Source organism: Alteraurantiacibacter aquimixticola, assembly GCF_004965515.1.
GTDB classification, from domain to species: Bacteria; Pseudomonadota; Alphaproteobacteria; order Sphingomonadales; family Sphingomonadaceae; genus Alteraurantiacibacter; species Alteraurantiacibacter aquimixticola.
Genome location: NZ_SSHH01000003.1, coordinates 271,375 through 293,551, shown reverse-complemented (window position 1 = coordinate 293,551; position 22,177 = coordinate 271,375). Strand labels below are relative to the sequence as shown.

At 64.8% G+C, this 22,177-nt stretch carries 19 protein-coding genes; 18 read left to right on the top strand and 1 reads right to left on the bottom strand.

Going from position 1 to position 22,177, the window contains the following annotated elements; all coding sequences use genetic code 11:
- The first annotated feature begins 19 nt into the window (after window positions 1–19).
- From E5222_RS12330 to E5222_RS12295, 8 genes are all read left to right on the top strand, one after another.
- Window positions 20–2,443 carry a VirB4 family type IV secretion/conjugal transfer ATPase gene (locus E5222_RS12330; RefSeq protein WP_136694091.1) on the top strand — a complete coding sequence of 808 codons (2,424 nt, stop codon included), beginning with the start codon at window positions 20–22 and terminating at the stop codon, window positions 2,441–2,443.
- The gene (locus E5222_RS12325) at window positions 2,440–3,642 is read left to right on the top strand and encodes a TrbL/VirB6 family protein (protein WP_246021751.1); all 1,203 of its coding nucleotides are present in this window, start codon (window positions 2,440–2,442) and stop codon (window positions 3,640–3,642) included. Before E5222_RS12330 ends, E5222_RS12325 begins: the two co-directional genes overlap by 4 nt.
- On the top strand, window positions 3,639–4,421 hold the full coding sequence (locus E5222_RS12320) for a TrbG/VirB9 family P-type conjugative transfer protein (protein WP_136694090.1): 783 nt from the start codon (window positions 3,639–3,641) through the stop codon (window positions 4,419–4,421). The genes E5222_RS12325 and E5222_RS12320 overlap by 4 nt, the downstream gene beginning before the upstream one ends.
- Before the next feature lie 11 nt (window positions 4,422–4,432).
- A complete protein-coding gene (locus E5222_RS12315; protein WP_246021750.1) occupies window positions 4,433–5,569 on the top strand; it encodes a TrbI/VirB10 family protein in 1,137 nt (378 codons plus the stop codon).
- A gap of 12 nt (window positions 5,570–5,581) precedes the next feature.
- Window positions 5,582–6,622: a P-type DNA transfer ATPase VirB11 gene (gene virB11 / locus E5222_RS12310; protein WP_136694089.1), complete on the top strand. Its 1,041-nt coding sequence runs from the start codon at window positions 5,582–5,584 to the stop codon at window positions 6,620–6,622.
- A gap of 111 nt (window positions 6,623–6,733) precedes the next feature.
- Window positions 6,734–8,881 carry an RNA degradosome polyphosphate kinase gene (locus E5222_RS12305; RefSeq protein ID WP_136694088.1) on the top strand — a complete coding sequence of 716 codons (2,148 nt, stop codon included), beginning with the start codon at window positions 6,734–6,736 and terminating at the stop codon, window positions 8,879–8,881.
- Window positions 8,878–10,404, top strand: coding sequence for a Ppx/GppA family phosphatase (locus tag E5222_RS12300; RefSeq protein ID WP_136694087.1), 1,527 nt, complete (start codon window positions 8,878–8,880; stop codon window positions 10,402–10,404). The genes E5222_RS12305 and E5222_RS12300 overlap by 4 nt, the downstream gene beginning before the upstream one ends.
- Before the next feature lie 101 nt (window positions 10,405–10,505).
- A complete protein-coding gene (locus E5222_RS12295) occupies window positions 10,506–10,793 on the top strand; it encodes a hypothetical protein (protein ID WP_136694086.1) in 288 nt (95 codons plus the stop codon).
- A 19-nt stretch (window positions 10,794–10,812) separates the two neighbouring features.
- On the opposite strand, the gene E5222_RS12290 is transcribed toward E5222_RS12295, so the two are convergent.
- Window positions 10,813–11,367, bottom strand: a complete 555-nt coding sequence (locus E5222_RS12290) for a nuclear transport factor 2 family protein (protein ID WP_136694085.1) — start codon at window positions 11,365–11,367, stop codon at window positions 10,813–10,815.
- Between the two features lie 81 nt (window positions 11,368–11,448).
- Between E5222_RS12290 and E5222_RS12285 the strand changes: the two genes are divergently transcribed.
- The 10 genes from E5222_RS12285 to E5222_RS12240 all read left to right on the top strand — a co-directional run bounded on the left by E5222_RS12285 (window position 11,449) and on the right by E5222_RS12240 (window position 22,142).
- Entirely contained in the window at window positions 11,449–12,858 is a 1,410-nt protein-coding gene (locus tag E5222_RS12285; protein WP_136694084.1) for a carotenoid oxygenase family protein, read from the top strand.
- Window positions 12,859–12,872: 14 nt separating this feature from the next.
- The gene (locus tag E5222_RS12280) at window positions 12,873–13,196 is read left to right on the top strand and encodes a TraR/DksA family transcriptional regulator (RefSeq protein WP_136694083.1); all 324 of its coding nucleotides are present in this window, start codon (window positions 12,873–12,875) and stop codon (window positions 13,194–13,196) included.
- Between the two features lie 74 nt (window positions 13,197–13,270).
- Window positions 13,271–13,669, top strand: coding sequence for a nuclear transport factor 2 family protein (locus E5222_RS12275; protein ID WP_169053582.1), 399 nt, complete (start codon window positions 13,271–13,273; stop codon window positions 13,667–13,669).
- A gap of 83 nt (window positions 13,670–13,752) precedes the next feature.
- Window positions 13,753–15,864 (top strand): chemotaxis protein CheA, encoded by a 2,112-nt coding sequence (locus tag E5222_RS12270; protein WP_169053581.1) that lies wholly within the window; start codon window positions 13,753–13,755, stop codon window positions 15,862–15,864.
- 1 nt (window position 15,865) lies between these two features.
- Entirely contained in the window at window positions 15,866–16,309 is a 444-nt protein-coding gene (locus tag E5222_RS12265) for a chemotaxis protein CheW (RefSeq protein WP_136694080.1), read from the top strand.
- Between the two features lie 57 nt (window positions 16,310–16,366).
- Window positions 16,367–16,747 carry a response regulator gene (locus tag E5222_RS12260; protein WP_136694079.1) on the top strand — a complete coding sequence of 127 codons (381 nt, stop codon included), beginning with the start codon at window positions 16,367–16,369 and terminating at the stop codon, window positions 16,745–16,747.
- Complete coding sequence (gene cheB / locus E5222_RS12255) at window positions 16,744–17,835, top strand: chemotaxis-specific protein-glutamate methyltransferase CheB (protein ID WP_136694078.1); 1,092 nt, start codon at window positions 16,744–16,746, stop codon at window positions 17,833–17,835. Before E5222_RS12260 ends, cheB begins: the two co-directional genes overlap by 4 nt.
- Window positions 17,835–18,704, top strand: coding sequence for a CheR family methyltransferase (locus tag E5222_RS12250; RefSeq protein WP_169053580.1), 870 nt, complete (start codon window positions 17,835–17,837; stop codon window positions 18,702–18,704). The genes cheB and E5222_RS12250 overlap by 1 nt, the downstream gene beginning before the upstream one ends.
- Window positions 18,705–18,826: 122 nt before the next feature.
- Window positions 18,827–20,341: a putative bifunctional diguanylate cyclase/phosphodiesterase gene (locus E5222_RS12245; protein WP_246021749.1), complete on the top strand. Its 1,515-nt coding sequence runs from the start codon at window positions 18,827–18,829 to the stop codon at window positions 20,339–20,341.
- Complete coding sequence (locus E5222_RS12240; protein ID WP_169053579.1) at window positions 20,325–22,142, top strand: methyl-accepting chemotaxis protein; 1,818 nt, start codon at window positions 20,325–20,327, stop codon at window positions 22,140–22,142. The genes E5222_RS12245 and E5222_RS12240 overlap by 17 nt, the downstream gene beginning before the upstream one ends.
- The last annotated feature ends 35 nt before the right edge of the window (window positions 22,143–22,177 follow it).

Sequence of the window (22,177 nt, the reverse complement as noted above, 5' to 3'; positions counted from 1 at the left end):
GGCAGGGAGTGAAGTGATTATGAGCAAGTGGCTGGGAGCCGCGGCATGGAGCGCCAAGGAAGCGCATGCAGGCGAGCGCCTGCCCTATGCCCAGCTGGTCGACAGCGACGTGGTGCTGCTGCGCGACGGATCGCTGATGGGCGCGCTGCAAGTGCCCGGCCTGCTGTTCGAGACCGAGGATACCGAAGCGCTCAACGCCCATGCGGCCACGCGCGAGGTGATGCTGCGCTCCAACCTCGATGCGCGCTTCGTGCTCTATCACCACGTCATACGCCGCCGCGTGTCGGTGGAGCTGGAGGCGAGCTTCGACGATCCGCTTTCCGCCCATATCGATGCGCGCTGGCGGCAGAAGCTGTCCAGCGGCTCGCTGTTCGTCAACGACCAGTTCGTCACGTTGGTGCGCCGCCCGGCGCGCGGCAAGGCTGGCTGGGGCGAGAAGCTGTCTAAACTGGTCAAGGGCAGGGCTACGGAGGCCGAGGAGGTCGATCCCAAGGACCTGCGTTCGCTGAGGGCGGCATTGCAGGCGCTGGCCGCATCGCTCGGCGAATATGGCGCGCAGACCCTGGGCGATTACACCGGCCCCAGCGGCCATGCGAACAATGAGCTGCTGGAGTTGCTCTCCGCACTCTACAATGGCGAGATGCGCCCGGTGCGCCGTCCCGACGACGCCACCGATATCGGCAAGATGCTGCCCTATCGCCGCGCCAGCTTCGGCATCGATGCAATGGAATTGCGCGGGGCCGGCGGCGCCGATTTCGCCTCCATCCTCAGCCTCAAGGATTACCCGGACGCGACCAGCCCCGGCCTGCTCGATGCGATGCTGCGCCTGCCGCATGAGATGGTCGTGTCCGAAAGCTTCGCCCCGCAGGAACGTCAGAGTGCGCGCGAGCGGATCGACCTCGCCTTGCGCCGCCTGCGTTCCGCCGATGAGGAAGCGCAGGCAGAGCGGGCGGACATGTTCTCCGCGCGTGACGAGCTGGGCGCCGGCTCGGTCGCTTTCGGCGATCACCACCTCTCTGTGCTGGTGCGCGAAAGCACCCTCGACCGACTCGACGATGCCACCGCGCGCATTGCCGCGGCGCTTGCCGATACCGGCGCGATCGCCGTGCGCGAGGATACCAATCTGGAGCCCGCTTTCTGGGGCCAGTTCCCAGGCAATGAGCAATATCTCGTCCGCCGGGCGATGATCTCCACCGCGAACATGGCGGGCTTCGGCTCGCTCCACGGCTTTGCGCTGGGACAGGCGGACGGCAATCACTGGGGGCAGGCGGTCACGCTGCTGCAGACGACCAGCGCCACGCCCTTCTTCTTCAATTTCCACCATGGCGACCTCGGCAATTTCTCGGTCATCGGGCCGTCGGGTTCGGGCAAGACCGTGGTGATGAATTTCCTCGCCGCCCAGGCACAGAAGTTCAGCCCCCGCACGATCCTGTTCGACAAGGATCGCGGTGCGGAGCTGTTCATTCGCGGCATCGGCGGCAGCTATGACCGCGTGCGTTCGGGCGAGCCTTCGGGCTTCAACCCGATGGCGCTGGAAGACACACCCGCCAACCGCGCCTTCCTGCGCGACTGGCTGGGTGTTGTCCTGAAGGTCGAGGGACCGGAGGAAGAGGCAACTATCGCCCATGCAGTCGACGCGGCCTATGCCAACGACGCCTCGCTCCGCCGCCTGCGCCACTTCAAGGAGCTCGTCTCCGGTTCGCGCCGCCCGCAGCCGGGCGACCTTGCCGATCGCCTCTCCGCCTGGATCGAGGATGGCGAGAATGGCTGGCTGTTCGACAATGCGGAGGACAAGCTCGACCTGTCCACCCGCGTACTGGGTTTCGACATGACCGCGCTGCTGGAAAACCCCAAGCTGCGCACGCCGGTGATGATGTACCTGTTCCACCGCATCGACGAGCGGCTGGATGGCCACCCGACGATGATCCTGATCGACGAGGGGTGGAAGGCGCTGGATGACGAGGTTTTCGCCGCGCGGATCCGCGACTGGCTGAAGACGCTGCGCAAGCGCAACGCGCTGGTCGGCTTCGCCACGCAGAGCGCGCGCGACGCGCTCGACAGCCGCATCTCCACCGCGCTGGTCGAACAGACCGCGACGATGATCTTCATGCCCAATGCCCGCGCACGGGCGGAGGATTATTGCGAAGGCTTCGGCCTGACCGAGCACGAATTCGCGCTGATCAAGAGCCTGCCCGCACATAGCCGCTGCTTCCTGGTGCGCCAGCCCGATGCCAGTGTCGTGGTCCGCCTCGACCTGTCGGGCGCGCCCGAAGTGCTCACCATCCTCTCCGGCCGCGAAAGCTCGGTCCGCAGGCTCGATCTGCTGCGCGAAGCGGTGGGCGATGATCCTGCACAGTGGTATCCTGCGCTCACCAACCGCCGCTGGCCGGGCACGCCCGCCAGCGACGGCGATATCGACGCAAACTGGGAAGCCGCCGAGTGAACGCTGCGAATGCCTCGATGACCCAATGCCAGGGCGCGCTGGAAGGCGTCGGCGCTGGCATTGGCGCAAGCCTGCGCGCGATAGACTGCGCGGCGAGCGAGATGTCGCAGGCCGCCTTCAATCGCATTTTCGGTGCTGATGGTGCCTTCCTCCTGCCGCTGCAGGCACTGTTGGTGGTATTTGTCGCCTTGCTTGGCTTCGGCCTGATCACCGGGCGGCTTCGGATAAGTCTGTCATCGCTGACACCACAAATGTTCGTGCTGGTCGCGGTAGTGAGCTTCGCCACCAGCTTTGTGCTGTTCCAGACGGTCTTCTGGAATATCCTTGTTTTGGGACCAGATGAGATCGCCGGCGCGCTTATGGGCACCGATGGCTCTGCCACCATCATTTTCGCCGACAAGCTCGACGTGGTGATGTATTCGCTGATGGAAGCATCGGGCGGCGATGCCATGGGCGAAACCACCAGCATCTTCTCACCGCCCGGCCTGCTATGGAGCGGCGGCACCATGCTTCTGCTGGGCACGGTCGGCGTGCTCGCCACCTGCAAGATCGCGCTCGCCGTGCTGATGGCGCTGGGGCCGATCTTCATCGTCATGGCGCTGTTCAAGGGCACGCGCGGCCTGTTCGCCGGCTGGCTGAAGGCTGCGGTGCTGATGGCGCTCGCCCCGCTTTTCGCCGTGCTGGCGGGATCGCTGATGCTGGAACTGGCGACCCCCGTGCTTGCCGCCTTGATGGCAACGCCCGGCAAGATCGATGTGCGCCCGGCCATGGCCTTCTTCATGATCGGCGCGGTGCACCTGGCGCTGATGTTCATGGTCACCAAGGTCGCAACCACAATGGTCAGCGGCTGGACCGTCTTCGGCATGGCCTCCGGCTCCGACCGCACCGACGATGCACGCGACCGGGCATTGGCGCCCGACCGCGCACCCGCTCCCGCGCTTACGCAATCGACCGCGCAGCAGCGCCAGCAGCAGGTGGCCACCGCCGCGTCCCGCGATATTCGCGTGGCGCAGGCCGCACCCGTGGCGGCCAATGATACCGGCTCCTCCACCCGCGAGATTTCGCGTGAGACGACGGTGATCGCCGGACAGGCTTCATCCCCCGCTCAGGCGGGAGGTTCCACCCCTTCACGGACGCGCGGCATTGGCAGCCGCTTCAAGTCCGCCCCCATTCGTTCGACGGAGAAACCCAAGCCATGACCCGCGCCCTTCTCGCCGCGGCCCTGTTCGCCACCAGCGCCATCGCGCTTCCCGCTGCTGCCGAAGGCGATCCGCGCCTTGTCACCCGCGATTATAGCGATGCCGAAGTCTTGCGCGTGGAAGGCCGCGTGAACGTGCAGGCCACCATCCGCTTCGGCGAAGGAGAGGCAATCCAGAACGTCGCCATCGGCGATTCGCAAAAATGGCAGGTGACCCCCAGCCGCAGCGCCAACCTGCTATTCGTGAAGCCGCTGGCCGAACGCGCCGCCACCAACATGACCGTGGTGACCGATCGCCGCGTCTATTTGTTCGACCTCGTCGCCAATCCGGCGCATCGCAACCCGCTCTACGTGCTGAACTTCCGCTATCCGGAGGAAGAGGCCGCGCTGGCCGAAGCGGAAGCCGAGGAACGCGAACTGGCGAACGAGACCGAAATGGCCGCCGCCAATGACGATCTGGCGGTGATCGATCCCGCCACGCTCAATTTCGACTGGAGCAGTGACGGCAGCGCCGAACTTCTGCCCGAAAGCATCTATGACAATGGCGAAGCGACTTTCATCGCCTGGCCGGTGGGCGAGCCCATGCCTGCCATATTGGTGAAGGATGAGTACGGTGTCGAAGGCCCGGTGAACTTCGCCGTGCGCGGTGATCTGGTGATCATCGATGCGGTGCCGGTGGAAATCATCCTGCGATCGGGCGATGATTCCGCCCGCCTCTTTTACAATGGCCCGGGCCGGGCAGAGCGCGGCGAGCAGCAGACCTCGCTCGCCGGAGCATAGGAGACAGGCCCATGAAACTGGCAATGCGTCTTCCCGAAAAGAATGGCGGCTCCGCCGCCGATAGCGATCCGCGCGAGGATGCGACGACCGAGATCATCGATCTCGCCAGCCGCACTTCTTATCCGGCGGTCGCCAATCGCAGGGGCAAGTCCGATGCGCTGGGCCTCACCGCCGGCATCGGTTTCGTGGCCCTGCTTGGTGCGGCCACGCTCTATGGCCTCAATGCCAGCCGTGGCGGCGAGGAGGCAGCGAACGATGCGGTGCCTGCCGCCGTGCCGCCGCAGCAGACCGCCGTGGCCACGCCTCCGCCTGCGATCGAGGGCCTCCCCAGCGCCAATGCCGGCGCGCCGCAGCCTGTCGACGCAAATGCACCTGCCCCGGTGCTCGCGCAGTCGCCGGTTGAAGGCTACCAGCCGGTATCCAATCCCTATTCCTCACCCGCCGTGGTCTTCGATGCCGGTGCTGCTCCCGGCGCCGCGCTAACCGGGCCTGCTGCAGCGGCCGCCGCAGCGGCAGAGGGCGGTCCGATCCCCGGTTCGAGCTCGGCAGGCGACTTCGCCGCGCGCATCGGTGGCGTGGGCGGTGGCCCCGCCACCGCGCGTGTCGACATCAACCCGACGACCACGGTCACGCAGGGCACGATGATCCCCGCCGTGCTGGAAACCGCGATCAATACCGACGTGCCCGGCTATGTCCGCGCCGTGGTGAGCCAGGACGTGCGCAGCTTCGATGGCAGCCGCATCCTCGTGCCGCGCTCCAGCCGCCTGGTCGGCCAGTACCAGTCCGGCCTGCAGCAGGGGCAGAAGCGCGCCTATGTGATCTGGACGCGGCTGATCCGGCCCGACGGCGTGTCGGTCAACCTCGCCAGCCCGGCGGTCGGTTTCGACGGCACGACGGGTCTTGCGGGCGAGGTGGACAGCCACTTCTTCCAGCGTTTCGGTTCGGCCATGCTGCTCTCGGTCATCGGCGGCCTCACCACCATCGCCAGCGGGGGTGCCTCGATAATCATGGGCGGCGGGGAGAATGCCGCCAGCGCCGCGATCCAGCAGGACGGCCAGCGCCCGCCCACGGTGCGCGTGCGCCAGGGTGAGCCGATCCGCGTCTTCACCGCACGCGACCTCGATTTCAGCCAGGCCCCGCGGCTCTAAAGGCACGATGCGATGAGTGCGGAGATCCACAGGCTGGCGGGCGAAGAGCCGCAATCGGACGAAGCTCCGGTGGCAGCCGGTGCGCCCGAAGCGCCGCCCGCGGTCAGCGGCTCGGTCTATCTGGACGCCTATCTCGCGCCTTTCCGCGAATGGCTGGACCGCGACACGGTGACCGAAGTCCTCGTCAACGGCCCCGGAGAGATCTGGGTGGAGGATGCCGCAAGCCCCGGCATGCAGCGCATCGAAGCGCCGCAGGTCGATGACAAGCTGGTGCAGCGCCTTGCCGAACAGGTCGCCCGCGTCAGCCACCAGGGCATCAATCGCGAACACCCGCTGCTCGGCGCGACCCTGCCCGACGGTGCGCGCGTACAGTTCTGCGGCCCGCCCGCCACGCGCAAGCACTGGGCCATGGCAATCCGCCGCCACCGCCGGCTGGACCTGCCGCTAGACGCCTATGATTCCGGCCCGCTCGCCGGCCACGTCGAACCCGTCATGCCCGATCCGGTCGAACAGCCGATCGACTTCCTGCGCGCCGCGATAAGGGCGAGGAAGACCGTGCTCATTTCCGGCGGCACCAGCACCGGCAAGACGACCTTCCTCAACGCCATGCTTGGCGAAATCCCGCGTGAGGAGCGTGTGGTGCTGGTCGAGGATACGCCCGAACTGAAGCTTCCCGGCGCCAACGGCGTGGGACTTGTGGCGGTAAAGGGCGAGCTGGGCGAGGCGAAGGTCAGCGCCAACGAGCTGCTGCAGAGCGCGCTGCGCCTCAGGCCAGACCGCATCGTGCTGGGCGAATTGCGCGGGCAGGAGAGCGTCTCCTTCCTGCGCGCGATCAATACCGGCCATCCGGGCAGCTTCTCGACCATCCACGCCAACAGCTTGCGCGGCGCGCTGGAACAGCTGAGCCTGATGGTGATGCAGACCGGCATCGGCCTCACCCGCAGCGATACAATCGCCTATGCCGCCAGCGTGATCGACGTGATCGTGCAGCTCGACCGCAGCCAGGGCAAGCGCGGGATCTCCGCCATCGCGCAGGCGAAGGACTTGCTCTGACAGCCCGATCCGGGCCTGTGACACCTCAGGGCTTTTCCTTGCGCCAGATCAGGGAAACCACCACATTCTCTGCCACATTAGGCAGGCAATCACAGGGATAGACAGCAGGCGATGGATACCGCCACCAGCACCGACGCGCCCGATCTGACGGCCCCCGAAAACCGCTATTTCAACCGCGAGCTTTCGTGGCTCTCCTTCAACGAACGCGTTCTGGCAGAGGCGCGCAACCCCGCCTACCCGCTGCTCGAACGGCTGCGCTTCCTGTCGATCTCGGGCAGCAATCTCGACGAATTCATGATGATCCGCGTTGCTGGCCTGGCGGGACAGGTCCGCACCGGCGTCGGCCGCGTGTCGATCGACGGCAAGACGCCGACCCAGCAGCTCGCCGCGATCAAGGCCAAGGTCAGCGAGCTGGAGCGCATGCAGCAGGCCGCACTGTCCGAACTGCGCCAGCTGCTGGCCGCCAACGGCATCCATATCAAGGGCAAGGATAGCCTCACGCCCGAGGCGGACAGCTGGCTGCGTGCCTGGTTCCTCGACCATATCATGCCGGTCATCACCCCGCAGGCGATCGACCCGGCGCATCCCTTTCCCTTCGTCGCCAATGGCGGCATCGGCGCGCTGTTCAACCTCGTGCGCGAGGAGGATGACAGCCGACTGGTGGAGATGGTGCTGGTCCCCTCCATGCTGCCGCGCTTCGTGCGCGTGCCGGGGGAAGAGGCAACCTATGTCGCGATCGAGCGGCTGATCTGCCGCTATGCGCAATTGCTCTTCCCCGGCTTCAGGATCGAAGGCGACGGCGTGTTCCGCGTGCTGCGCGACAGCGATATCGAAGTGGAGGAAGAAGCCGAAGACCTCGTCCGTTATTTCCGCAGCGCCATCCAGCGCCGCCGCCGCGGCCAGGTGATCATGCTGGAACTGGACGAGAGCTTCGATCCGGCGGCGGAGGAGTTGCTGCGCGACAAGCTAGGGCTGGAACAGGCGCTGGTGAACAAGACGATCGGCATGATCGGCGTCTCGGGCCTCGCCAAGGTGGTCGACGAGGATCGGCCGGACCTCAAGTTCACGCCCTATACGCCGCGCTATCCCGAACGGGTGATGGAGCATGATGGCGACGTCTTCGCCTCCATCCGCGAGAAGGACATCGTGATCCACCACCCCTATGAGAGCTTCGAGGTGGTGGTCGATTTCCTGCGCCAGGCGGCGGCGGACCCGGCGGTCGTGTCGATCAAGCAGGCACTCTACCGCGCGGGCCAGCAGTCACCGGTGATCAACGCTCTTTGTGCTGCAGCCGAAGCGGGCAAGTCGGTCACCGCCGTGGTAGAGTTGAAGGCGCGTTTCGACGAGGAGCAGAACCTCAAATGGGCCGCAGAACTGGAACGCGCGGGCGTGCAGGTGATCTACGGCTTCATCGACTGGAAGACGCACGCCAAGATCAGCATGGTCGTGCGCGAGGAAGAGGGGGGCTATCGCACCTACTGCCATTTCGGCACCGGCAATTACCACCCGGTGACAACCAAGATCTATACCGACCTGTCCTACTTCACCGCCGATCCTGCCTTCGGGCGCGATGCCGCGCGGCTGTTCAATTTCATCACCGGATATGTCGAGCCGCAGCAGACCGAGCTGATCGCGATCAGCCCGCTCAACCTGCGCGAGCGGCTATACGAACATATCGATCAGGAAATCGCCAATGCCGAAGCGGGCAAGCCGGCGGCGATCTGGGCCAAGGTCAATTCGATCACTGAGAAGGGTATTATCGACCGGCTGTACGAGGCGAGCCAGGCGGGCGTGCATATCGTGCTGGTCGTGCGCGGCATCTGCTGCCTGCGCCCGGGCGTTCCGGGCCTGTCGGACAATATCAGCGTCAAATCGATCATCGGCCGCTTCCTCGAACACAGCCGCATCTGGGCCTTCGCGAATGGCGAGCCACTGCCGAGCGACCGCGCGCGGATCTATATCTCAAGCGCCGATGCGATGAGCCGCAACCTCAATCGCCGGGTGGAAACGCTGGTCCCGATCGTGAACCCGACCGTGCATGACCAGGTGCTGGAACAGGTGCTGCTCGCCAACTTGCTCGACACGGAGCAAAGCTGGCTGCTCGACGGGGAAACGGGGGAATATGAGCGGGTTGAGGATGACGGCGAGCCTTTCAACTGCCACGATTATTTCATGACCAACCCCTCGCTCTCCGGCCGTGGCGGCGCATTGAAGGACAGCCGTGTCCCGCGCCTTAGCTTGCGCAAGGGCGGCGCGTGACGCGCAATTCCGCGTCGGGCAGCAGCTCGGTCCGGTATGACAAGGCGGACCGGGCGGTAATCGATATCGGCTCCAACACGGTGCGCCTGGTCGTCTATTCGGGCACGCGCCGCACGCCCGATGTCTGGCTGAACGAGAAGGTGACAGCCAAGCTGGGCCGCGACCTGGAGGCAACCGGCAAGCTGCCGGACAAGGCGATGGACATGGCGCTCTCCAGCCTCGCCCGCTTTGCCGCGATCCTGCGCGACCTCGAAATCCGCGACGTGCAATGCGTCGCCACCGCCGCGGTGCGCGATGCGAAGAACGGCGCCGCCTTCCTCGACAAGGTGCGCGCGCTGGGGCTGGAACCGCGCCTGCTCTCCGGCGAAGAGGAGGCCAATATCGCCGCCATGGGCGTGATCGGGGCTTTCCCCGGTGCGCGCGGCGTGGTGGCGGATCTTGGCGGCGGCAGCCTGGAGCTGGTCGCGATCGGTGATGGCACCTGTCATGACGGAATCAGCCTGCCGCTGGGCACGCTCCGCCTCGGCCCCATGCGCGAACAGGGCGAGCGCGAATTTCGCAAGGCCGTGGCGAAGGAGCTTTCCGCCGCCGCCTGGGCCAAGGGGCAGGCCGGGGAACAGGCGGGCCCGCTCTACCTCGTCGGCGGCACCTGGCGTGCCCTCGCCTCCTTCGCCATGCACCGGACGAAATACCCGCTGACCGATCCGCATGCCTTCCGCCTTTCGCGCGAGGATGCGGAGAAGGTGGCGAAGAAACTCGCCAAGATGAACCCCGACCAGCTCACGTCGATCGACGGCATATCGAGCTCGCGCGCGGCAGGCCTGCCCGATGCGGCGGCAATGCTGCGGGTAATCCTCTCGACGCTCAAGCCCGAGGGGCTGGTGGTTTCCGGCTGGGGCCTGCGCGAAGGGCTGCTGTTCGATAGGCTGGAACAGGCCGCGCGCGACCAAGACCCGCTGCTGGCCGCCGTTACCCATTTCACCGCGCCACGCGGTGCCTCGCTTCCGCACGCGACGATGATCGCGGGATGGACCGCGAAGGTGGTAACGCCCAATGGCGGGGGGACAGAGCGGCTGCGGCTCGCCGCGATCATGCTGGCGCAGGCGCAGCGGCGGCTGGAGCCGAACATGCGGCTGAAGCACAGTTTCGACTGGGCGATGGACAAACGCTGGCTCGGCCTCGAACACCGCGAACGGGCGCTGATCGGCGCGGCCCTGCGCGGGGCCTGCAACCGGCCCGAGCCAACGCCGGAGCTGCTGCAGCTCGCCAGCGAGGATGCATTGCGCGAGGCGGCCGGCTGGGGCCTCGCCTTCCGCCTGTGCCGCCGCATCGGTGCAGGCTCGCGCACCTCGATGCTGACAAGCCACCTCTCGCGCGAGGATGGGCAGCTGACCTTGTGGCTCGACAAGAGCCGCGCGGAACTGGCCTCGGAGCATGTGGTGTCGGACCTGAAGGCGCTGGCGGATTGGCTAGGCTGTGCGCCCGACCTGCGGATCAGCGAGGATCGCGACTCGAGCGATTGAGGCTCGGCATCAATTTGACACTTTTGTGACTATCGTCCTCTGAACTTGCGGCGATCGAGCTTCACGGCCAATTGCCGTCAAGAGAGATTGAGAGGAAGACAATGGCCACAAGCCAGACCAAGACACCTGCCCCGGCAAACGATGCCGCCGATGCGCCGATCGACCAGGATGCGCTGGACCTGAAAGCGCTGGCGAAAGGCGTTCTCGCGCGCGACTTCCGTCCGCGCGTATCCTCGGTGCGCCGCCTCGCTGAAGCTGTGCTGGGGGAGCCTGCGGCCCCCGCCAAGGCGAAGAAGAGCAACAAGAAGAAAAAGGCCAGTGGCAAGAAGTCCGGAAAGAAGCGGCTGGCCAAAATTCCCGGCCAGAAGTCCGGCAAGAAGAAGGCCTAAGGCCCCTCCCAGCCCCGCGTCAGAACGGGTCCCTTGTCTGCTCGTCGAACGGGCGCGTATCGGCGGGCGGCACCTGGTAGGGCGGGCGCTGGGGTAGCGTGCGATCACCCTTCCACGGCACCTGGTCCACTTCGGTCCAGGCATTCACGTGCAGGCGCCAGAACTTCCACCGCCCATCCTCGCGGATCAGCTTGTCGTCGCGCGTGCCGATGCCGAAGACGAAATTGGTCCGGTAATCGGCATTCCACTGGATGATCTGGAAGAAGCAGCGCACCCGTGCGCCCTGCTCCATCGGGTCCATGATGAAGTGGTTCATCATGTGCTGGCGGCCGTACCACCAGTGCTGGCGATCGTACCACAGGCTGCGCAGGTTCTTGCGGATCGCCTCATGCCCCTGCACCTTACCTTGCCACAAGTGATCGAATTCGGCATCGCGTGCGAAGGTGGCGATCGCCTGCTCCTCATCCGCCAGGTCGATCCCCCAGGCATAGCGGGCATAGAGCTCCTCGATCTCGCCGCGATCCTCCGCCGGCATGATCTGCGGAACGCCTTCCGGCCAGCACTGCTCGCTCATTCCCCTTGTCTCCCGTCAAATGCGCGCTTGATTTGCGCGGCTAATAGCCTTTCAATTGACCTTATCAAAAGGGAGAGAGCAATGCCGGAAGTATTTCAACCATTCGCCAGTTTCGGCCTGCAGCACCGCATGCCGATGCGCTTCGAGGCCGATGTGTTCGAATGCGAGGTCGAGGGCGAGATACCCGAGGCGTTGAAGAACGGCGCCTATTACCGCACCGGCGGCGACCGGCTCTATCCCACGCTGGAGGAAGACATCATCCTCAATGGCGACGGCATGTTCTCCATGTTCCGCTTCGAGGACGGCCATGTCAGCTATCGCAGCCGCTATGTGCGGACCGAAAGAATGAAGGCAGAGATGGAGGCGCGCCGCCGCCTCTATGGCAAGTACCGCAACAAATATACCGATGACGAAAGCGTGGGGAACCTCCCCAACCGCGACAATACCGGCAACACCTATGCCTTCGCCCATCATGGCGAGCTCTATGCCCTGCGCGAGGATTCGCGGCCCTACCGGCTCGACCCGCAGACGCTGGAAACACTCGATATCGGCGAGTTCGGCGACCTCAAGTCCTCCGCCCTCACCGCCCATCCCAAGATCGATCCGAAGACCGGCGAATGGTGGAGCTATGGCGTCTTCGCCGGCGGGGAGCCGACCACCGATGCCAGCATCCATGTATTCGATCGTGGCGGCAAGCTCATCCGCGAACAGTGGTTCCACACCCCCTATCCCGGCCTGTGCCATGACTGGGGCGTGACGCGCGAGCATATCGTGCTGCCGATCATGCCGCTGGTGGCGGATGAGAAGCGGCTGCGCGAAGGTGGCGATTACTACCAGTACGATCCCGACCTGCCGAGCAAGTGGGGGGTGATGCCGCGCGATGGTGATCCCGCCACCGACATGCGCTGGTTCGACATCCCCGGCATCGTGATGGGCCATGTGATGAATGCCTATTCCGAAGGCGACACAGTCGTGATCGACACGCCCTGCTCCCCCGGGAACTGCTTCAGCTTCTTCAAGGACAAGAACGGCAACCAGCCGACCATGCCCGAGACGATCACCCAGATCACCCGCATCACTTTCGACCTGTCGCAGCCCGATGCGGAAGCCGTCACGCTCGAACCGCTCAACGGCGCGCTGGGCGACATGCCCAAGATCGATGACCGTTTTGCAATGGAGAAATACCACACCGGCTATTTCGCCCTGCGCGATTTCCCGCAGATGGGCATCGGCCAGATCGACTGGGACACCGGCGAGATCAAGGTGCACGAACTGGAAGGCGCGGCCAGCCAGGAACCCGTCTTCGTCCCCCGCGCACCCGATGCGCCCGAAGGTGACGGCTATGTGCTTGTCGCAGTGGACCGCATGGCGGAAAAGCGCATGGACCTGCTGATCCTGGACGGGAACGACGTGTCGCGCCCGCCCGTTGCAACCATCAAACTGCCCTTCCCGCAGCCAATGTGTTTCCACGGCTGCTGGGTTCCTGCTTGAGGAGAAACGATTTCATGGCCGATCTTGCCAAGGCAAAAGAGCTTCTCGATTCCCAGCTTGCCGAAATGAAAGCACGTCTCGAACATATCGAGAGCGACCTTGCCGAGCCCATGGACGCAGACAGCTCCGAAAGGGCGGCACAAATGGAGGATGATGAGAGCCTGGAAGGCCAGGCCGCCGTGGTCTCGCGCCGGATCACCGCCACCCAACGCGCCCTGCTGCGCGTGGAAGACGGAAGCTATGGCGAATGCCTCGAATGCGGTGCGGATATTTCCGAAGGCCGGTTGAATGCGCGGCCCGAAAGCGTGCTCTGCATCGCTTGCGCGCAAAAGGGATAAGCGAAAACGCTTTTTCCACCCTTCGCGGCCTAGGATCCCCTCTCCCACAACCATCGGCAGAGGGGAAACTGGCCGTGACACGACGATTGGCTCTGACGCTGGCCGCCTGTGCGCTGGCAGCCACACCGGTACATGCCCAGCAGCAGAGCCCGGCCGAAGCCGTGGTGCAGGCGCATATCGATGCCTATCGCGCGGGCGATTTCGAGGCCTTCCTCGCCACTTTCGCGCGCGATGCGGTGCTCTCCTATGATGGCATGATGTTCTACGGCCGGACGGAAATCCGCGAGGCCTATCACCTCAACTTCCAGCCGGGGGCGCCCAGCTTCTACCTCGTCAGCAGCGGAACCAAGGGCAATCTGGTGTGGCTCCGCGCCGGCTACACTTTGGCCGACGGTACCGACATCTGCTGCAGCGACACCGCCTATGCGGTTCAGGACGGGCACATCGTGCGCGCCGACGTGGCGGGGCCCTGATTAACCATCGCGATCCTTGATAACAGCGTCTTAACCAAACCTGTTGCATGGGTAGGGGAAGAACGCATCGGGATGGGCTGACTATGGACGAACTGCTCGGCGAATTCGTGGCTGAATGCCATGACCTGCTTGAGACGCTGGCCGTGGAAATGGTGGAGTGGGAACGCGACCCCTCCGACCAGCAGCGGCTGGATACGGTTTTCCGCTTCTTCCATACGGTGAAGGGCAATTGCGGCTTCTTCGATTTCCCGCGCCTCGAAAAACTCAGCCATGCAGCCGAAGATCTGCTGTCCGATTTCCGCGCCGATCGCCGCAAGCCCGATCGCGCCGCGGTGGATGCCGTGCTGGCGACGATCGACAAGATCCGCGAGCTGGTGGGAATTATCGACGCCGGCCAGCCGCTGCCCGAGGATGACGATGCCGAACTGATCGCCGCCCTGCGCAGCGAAGGTGAAGCACCCGTCGCCGAAGATGGCGAAGCATCGGACGAGGTGATCGAGGACACGGCGGAAGAGCCCGCGCCCGCCGCCGAAACTACACCGAAAAAGGACGCCGCACCCAGCACGCCGGTAACCCAGCAGCAGCGCACCATCCGCCTGCCGGTCGAACTGCTCGACCGGGTGATGAGCGGCGTGTCGGACATGGCCCTGGCCCGCAACGAATTGAACCGCATGATCGCCATGCAGGTCGACGATCCGCAGGTGCAGGCGACATTCTCTCGCCTTTCCACCCTGCTCGACGAAATGCGCGATGCCATCCAGCGCATCCGCATGCAGCGCGTCGACACGCTGTTCGCCAGCTTCCCGCGCCTTGTCCGCGACCTGTCGCATGAATTGGGCAAACAGGTGATGGTCGAGCTGGAAAGCGGCGATGTGGAACTCGATCGCGAGCTGATCGAGGTGATCCGCGACCCGCTGATGCACCTGCTGCGCAATGCCGTGGATCACGGGATCGAAAGTCCCGCCGAGCGGCTGGAGGCCGGCAAGCGCGAAATCGGCATGCTGCATGTCAGCGCCCGCCAGACCGGCAGCGAAATCCGCATCGGCATCGTCGATGACGGACGCGGTATCGATACCGAGAAGCTGGTCGAGAAGGCGATCGCCAAGGGCATCATCACCGCCGAAGAGGCCGAGATGATGAGCGAGCGCGACAAGACGGCGCTGATCTGCGAGCCCGGCTTCAGTACGGCGGAAAAGGTCACTTCCATTTCCGGCCGCGGCGTGGGCATGGACGTTGTGCGCGCCAATATCGAGAATATCGGCGGGTCGCTGGTCATCGACACCTCGCCCGGATCGGGCACGCGGATGATGCTGAACGTGCCGATGACGCTGAGCATTGTGCCCGCGATCACCGTTCGCTCCGGCGGGCGCCCCTTTGCCCTGCCGCGCTCCTATGTGCAGGAAATCGTGCGCGTGAACGCCGACGACAGCGGAAGGGCGCGTATGGGCGGTCGCGACTTCATCACGCTGGACGACAAGCGCATGCCTTGCGTCGAACTCGCCGACATCCTGGAGATGGACAGCGACCTTTCCGAACTGGATGAGCGGCTGTTCCTGATCGTGCGGCTGGTCGGCGGCGATGCCTTCGCGCTGGGCGTGGAAGAAATTGTCGGGCTGGGTGAGCTGGTGATCAAGCCGGTTGCCCCCATGCTGCAGAAGACCGGCTTCTATGTCGGCATCACCCAGATGGACGATGGCAGCCCGGTCATGGCACTCGACGTCTCAGGGATCGCGCGGGACGCCGGCATGATCGGCGATGTGAAGAAGCGCGTCCGCGTGAGCGAAGAGGCAGGCAAGGAACGCGCAGAGGTGCTGCACAAGGGCCTGCTGTTCGAACAATTCGATGGCGCAATGCGACTGGTGGCGATGGATTCGATCCACCGTATCGAACGCGTCGCGAGCAGCCAGATCACGCCGGTCGACAACGGCTATCGCGTGGCGATCGACGGTTCGGTCATGCCGGTCGGCGGCCTGCTGGACGAGATGCCCGGTCGCAAGCGCCTCGAACTGCTGCACTTCCATGTTGGGGGCCGTTCGATCGCCCACGCCTTTGCCCGGATGATCGACATCGTGGAATTCAAGGCGCCGACCGGCGGCGAGCGCGACGTGGTGCTGGTGGACGAGAAGCCCGTGCGCCAGCTTCATCCCGAACAGATGGCCGACGGCCTGACCGCAGTGGTCGAACTGGAGAGCTGATATGGCCGAGATGGTGCTGATCGTAACGATGGCCGGCGAAAAAGTCGCCGTCAGGACCACGCTGATCACGACCGTGATTCAGCTGGCAACCGTGTGCCCGGTGCCACGCGCGCCGGAGCATGTGGCGGGCATCACCGCGCTGCGCAGCCGCGGCATGCTGGTGATCGATTGCCGCGTCTCCCTTGGCGAAAATGAAGTAGCCGAATGTTCGGTCGATAATCATGCCGTCGTGATCGAGATGGAAGGCCATGCCTATGCGCTGGCGGTCGATGGCGTGCACGATGTGTCCGAAATCATCTCCGGCCCTGCCCCGGTCCAGGTGTCGCTGCCAGGCAATTGGAAGAACGCCAGCGAGGGCATGGTCGAACTGCCAACCGGGTCCGCCATGCTGGTGGATCCCTTCCGCCTGATCGCCGGCCCTGTGCAGGAAGTCGATGCTGCCTAAGGCACTTTTTAAACCTTTGTAGTTAGGACGAGGCCGGGAAAGGTTAGTCGGGAAAACATGAAAAACTGTCTCATCGTCGATGACTCGCGCGTTATCCGAAAGGTGTCCCGCCACATCGTGGAAGGGCTTGGCCTTGAGGTATCGGAAGCGGCTGACGGCAGCGAAGCGCTGACCAAGTGTGGCGAGGCCATGCCTGACGTTATCCTGCTCGACTGGAACATGCCCGTCATGGACGGGCTGGAATTCCTGACCGCGCTGCGCAAGGAACCGGAAGGCGGCAAGCCCAAGGTGGTCTTCTGCACCACCGAGAACGACGTCTCCCATATCCGCCGCGCAATAGAGGCGGGTGCCGACGAATATGTGATGAAGCCCTTCGATCACGACACGCTGCAGATCAAGCTGCAGCTGATCGGCGTGGACACGGGGGCCAAGCAATGAGCGCGCCTTTCGCCACGGCAACGCGCCTGCGCAATGTCCGCGTGATGGTCGTCGATGATTCGGCGACGATTCGCGGTGTCTTCTCGCATCTGGTTAACGGCGCAGAAGGGCTGGAACTGGTCGGCGCCTTCTCCAATGCCGAAGACGCATTGCAGCTGCTGATGGACGAGCGTGTGGACGTGATCCTGCTCGACCTCGAAATGCCCGGCATGACCGGTTTCGAAGCGCTGCCGCGGATGATCGAGCGTGCCCGCGAAGCGCGCATCATGATCGTCTCCAGCCTGACCGCCGACGGCGCGGAACAGACCGTGCGCGCACTCAACCTGGGTGCGGCCGACACGCTGCAGAAGCCGCAATCGGGCGGCTTTACCGACGAATATCGCGAAAGCCTGCTGAAGCGCATCCGCGCCCTGGGCCGTCGCCCGCTGCGCAAGGCCGCGGCAGAAGCCGGCCAGCCTGCGGCACCTGCCGCGCCTGCGCCGATATTGCGCGCGGCATCGCGCACCCGTGCCCGGATTGTGGCCGTGGGCGCTTCGACCGGCGGGATCCATGCGATCGGCCAGTGCTTCAGTTGCCTGCCCGAAAGGCTGGGTGTGCCCATCCTCGTGACGCAGCACCTGCCCGAATCCTTCATTCCCGCCTTCACGCAGAAACTGGCGGAGATCGCCAATCGCGAAGGCGTCATTGCGGAAAGCGGCATGGTCCTGCAGCCCGACGTCATCTATGTCGCGCCCGGCAATGCCCACCTGACGATCGTCAAGGATGGCGACAAGCACGTGATCAAGCTCGACCGCAGCAAGGTCGAGGTCAACTGCATGCCTGCGGTCGATCCGATGTTTGCCTCCATCGCCAAGGCCTATGGCCCCGGCGCCTTGGGCATCGTCCTCACCGGCATGGGCCGCGACGGCACGCTGGGCGCAGCCGATATCGCCACGGCCGGCGGGACCATACTGGTCCAGAACGAAGCCACCTCCGCTGTATGGGGCATGCCGGGTTCCGCAGCCCGCGAAGGCTTCGCCTCGGCCATCCTGCACCCGCACGATATCGGCTATCGCATTGCCGCTGCTGTTCAGGGCAAGGCGCAATAATGGATCCGGATGAGGTCGCCGTCGGCATTATCGCTGGCCTGCTCGAGGCGCAAACTGGCCAAAAGATGACACAGGACCGCCGCTGGCGGATCCGCTCTGCATTGGGCGGAATCTTTCGCGATCGCGGGATCAGTTCCAACCAGGACCTGGTCGTCCTGCTTACCCAGCCCGACCAGTCGACGCTGGCACGCGAAGTCGTGGAGGCCTTGTTGAACAACGAGACCTACTTCTTCCGCGATCGCCTGGTGTTCGAGACACTGGCACAGAAGGTGCTGCCCGAACTGGCGCGCCAGCGCCAGGCGCAGCGCAGCCTGTCGATCTGGTCGTGCGGCTGTTCGACCGGGCAGGAAGTGCTTTCGCTCGCCATGATGTTCACCGAGCAGCGGCATCGCTGGGACGGCTGGAACATCCAGATCCTGGGTACGGACGTCTCCAGCTCGGTGGTCAACCATGCGCGCAAGGGGCTCTACTCGCAATTCCAGATCCAGCGCGGTTTGGGTGTGAGCCAAATGCTTGGCTTCTTTACCGAAAAAGAGGAAGGCTGGGTCGCCGGCGAACAGCTGCGCAAGATGATCCGGTTCGAGCGTCACAACATGCTCGATCCGCCACCCTACCCTGGCACGTTCGACCTGATCCTGTGCCGCAACGTCATGCTCTATTTCGACCAGGAAACGCGCCAGCGGGCGGTCAAGCGCCTGCACGAGGCGAGCCCCGCCGATGGCTGGCTGCTGCTGGGCGGCGGCGAAGGCGCGGTTTCGGACAATTCGCTGTTCACCCCCAGCGAACACCTGGTTTCCCTGTTCCGCACCGCGGGCAAGGGTGACGATACGCGCAACCAGGCATCTTCGGCGCCCTCGGAAGCGGCCTGACGCGGCCGGAACGCCGCGCACCGGGCGACCTGCGGAACACAGTAAACACGGACTTAACCGATGTTTAATTGGTCCAGCCTATTCCTGCAGGCGGGTAATACGATAACGGGGGCCAATCGCCAGTGATCGAAGACAGCGCCACTCTTGCCAGGTATCGGAGGCTTGCTCCGTTTGCCGTGCTGGCAGCGGCGCTGGGTGCGCTATCGGCCTATGTTGCGATCTTTCGCGGGCAGGCGATCGGTATCACCGGCGTCCTTGCCTACGCCCTGGCCGCCACCTTGGTGCTCCACCACGTGCTGGGCCGCATGCGCAAGATGGAATCGCTGAGCATGACCGACAGCCTCACGGGGCTGCCCAACCGCCGCGCCTTGCATTCCGACCTCGTCGACCTGCGCGATCCGGACGCCGAAATGGCGCTGGCGCTGATCGATCTCGACGGGTTCAAGTCCATCAACGACCATCATGGCCACCTGCTCGGCGATGCCCTGCTCAAGAACTGTGCCGATATCCTGCGCGAAGTGTGCGGCGACGAAGGGCGCAGCTATCGCCTCGGCGGCGATGAATTCGCCGTGCTCGCCACCGGCCAGCTGGCAGGAACGATCCTGGAGGGCATCTGCCGCCGCTACATGGAACGCCTGGCGCGCGCGCAGCGGATCGAGGGCCGCTCGCTCGCCATCGGGCTCAGCGCGGGCCTTGCGCGTTTCGAAGCCGGCACCGAACTCTCCTCCACCGAAATGCTGCGCCAGGCAGACGTCGCCATGTATGCTTCAAAGGCCAGCGGGCGCATGCGCTGCACCTGGTTCCACCTCGATTTCGACATCCGCCGCGAAGCGACGCGCAAGCTGGAGGCCGATCTCGCCACCGCGCTGCGCGAAGGCGAGCTTCAGGTCGAATACCAGCCGCTGGTCGATGCCAAGGACAACAAGATCGTGGCAGTGGAAGCGCTGGTGCGCTGGCCGCAGCCCGACGGCACGCAGATCAGCCCCAGCGTCTTCATCCCGATCGCCGAGGAGTGCGGCCTGATCGAGCATCTGGGCGACTGGGTGCTGGAACAGGCATGCACCCAAGCGCTGGACTGGACGGACATTACCTTGTCGGTGAATGTCTCGCCCGCACAGCTGCGCGATCCGGGTTTCGCCGTGCGCCTCGGCCATATCCTTGAGCGCACCGGCTTCCCGCCCGAACGGCTGGAGCTGGAAGTGACCGAAACATACCTGGTCGGCGATCCGACCGTTGCCGGCCGCAGCCTCGACCTTATCCGCCGCTTCGGTGTGGGCGTGGCACTGGACGACTTCGGCACCGGCTACGCCTCGATCGGCTTCCTGCGCAAATTCTCCTTCGAGAAGCTCAAGCTGGACCGGTCGCTGATGGTCGAAGCGGCCAATGACGAAGGCAGCCGCACGATGATGGTGTCCACCATCGCGGTGGCGCGCGCACTGAACATGGATGTGACGGCCGAAGGGGTGGAAACCGCCGACCAGGCGGACCTGGCCCGTGCGGCCGGCTGCGACCAGATCCAGGGATGGCTCTATTACAAGGCCATCCCGGCCAATGAAATCAAACAGCTTCTCGCCGGGTCAGGCGTGAATGAGAGGGATGAAAGCGAGGTTGGAAATGGACATGTCGAACGCGCCTGAGGCGCCGGAAACCGAATCCATCGAAGAGCGGCTGGCCAAGCTCCAGGCGCAAAATGCTACCGCTGCCACGGGCTGGTGGGCGCAAATCAGGCATGGCACTATCGTGCAGAAGCTGCGGCTGCTGTTTGGCGCCTCGGCCCTGCTCTCCGTTATTCTCGCGCTGGCCGCTTTCGCGCTGGTGGCGATTGTCGCCAATGCGCAGCGCACGACCAGCCAGCTGTCCGAGACCGGTCGCGAAATCGCGGCCATCGACCAGGAAATCTACAACGCCCAGCAATACTACCAGAACTATTTCACAGCCGACGATACGTTCAGCCTCGAAGAAGCCGGCGCATCGCTCGACTATGCGTCGTCCTTGGCGGACGAGCTGCAGGCGGACCTTGCTATCGTCGAGCTCGTGCCTGGGTCGGAAGCAGCGACGCTTTCCAGCGCCATCCGCGACCTCAAGTCGCAATATGAGGTGCTTGTCGGCATGGGCAATGTCGATCCGGATAGCGCGGATGCGCTTTCCGCCAATGACGAACTCTCTATTCGCAGCACGGCCGTGGTCGACCAGACCAAACGCATTACCGGCCTGATCGGTGAAGAGATGCTGGCACTGGAAGAGCGTGGTTCTGCCGCCATGTTCTGGATGGTCGGGCTGGTCTTCATTCTCGTCGCCGGTACCATTGCCGTAACGATCCTTGCCAACCGCATGGTTCACCGTGACATCTCCGCTCCGCTGGAGCGCGTGACCGGCGCGATGACCAGGCTGGCCGGCGGCGATCGCGGGCTGGAGCTTCCGGAAATGGAACGCGCCGACGAGATCGGCGACATGGCCCGTTGCCTCGGCTTCATCCGCACCGCGACCTTCAAGTCCGAGGAAGCACGCGAGCAGGCCAAGCGCCATGCCGAGGAAGAACTCGCCCGCCAGATCGAAATGGAGAAGGAACGCGAGGAAGCGCATCGCGAACAGTCGGAGAAGCTGCACCGGCTTGCCGACAAGTTCGAGCAGACGATCGGCGAGATCGTCTCCAGCGTTGCCGCCGCGTCGAGCCAGTTGCAGGCGACCTCCACCGAAATGGCAGGTTCGGCCGAGGAAACCTCGCGCCAGACCAAGGACGTGTCGAACGCGCTGGGCGAAGCGACCGCGGGCGTGACCGCGGCCGCCGCCGCCAGCGACGAGTTCGCCATGTCGATCGGCGAAATCAGCCGCCAGGCTTCGACCAGCGCCGAGCTGGCCCGCGAAGTGAACGGCGCGGCCAAGGAAGCCGACGGCACGATCACCGCGCTGATGGAATCGACCAGCCAGATCGGCCAGATCGTGGAGCTGATCTCCAGCATCGCCAACCGCACCAACCTGCTCGCGCTCAATGCCTCGATCGAGGCGGCGCGCGGCGGCGAAGCGGGTCGCGGCTTTGCCGTGGTGGCTTCGGAAGTGAAGGACCTGGCAACGCAGACCAGCAAGGCGACCGAAGAGGTGGCCGCGCAGATCCGCATGATCCAGGACACGACCGGCGCCAGCGTCGATGCGCTGCGGCAGATCTCCAAGCAGATCAAGCAGCTGGAAACCACTGCCGTCTCGATCGCCGCCGCGGTCGATCAGCAGTCGATCGCCGGCCAGGACCTGGCGCGCAGCATCGACATGGCCGCGTCCAGCGCCGAGCAGGTGGCATCGACCATCGTCAAGGTGCGCGAGCATTCCATGTCGACCGGCAGTGCCGCCGGCCAGGTGCTCACCAGCTCGACCGACCTGGAACGCCAGGCCGCCGCGCTCAAGACCAAGGCGGACGAGTTCGTCTCGCAGGTGCGCAGCGCCTGACGCGCCTGCCACCTCGCCAAATTCTCGCAAGCGGC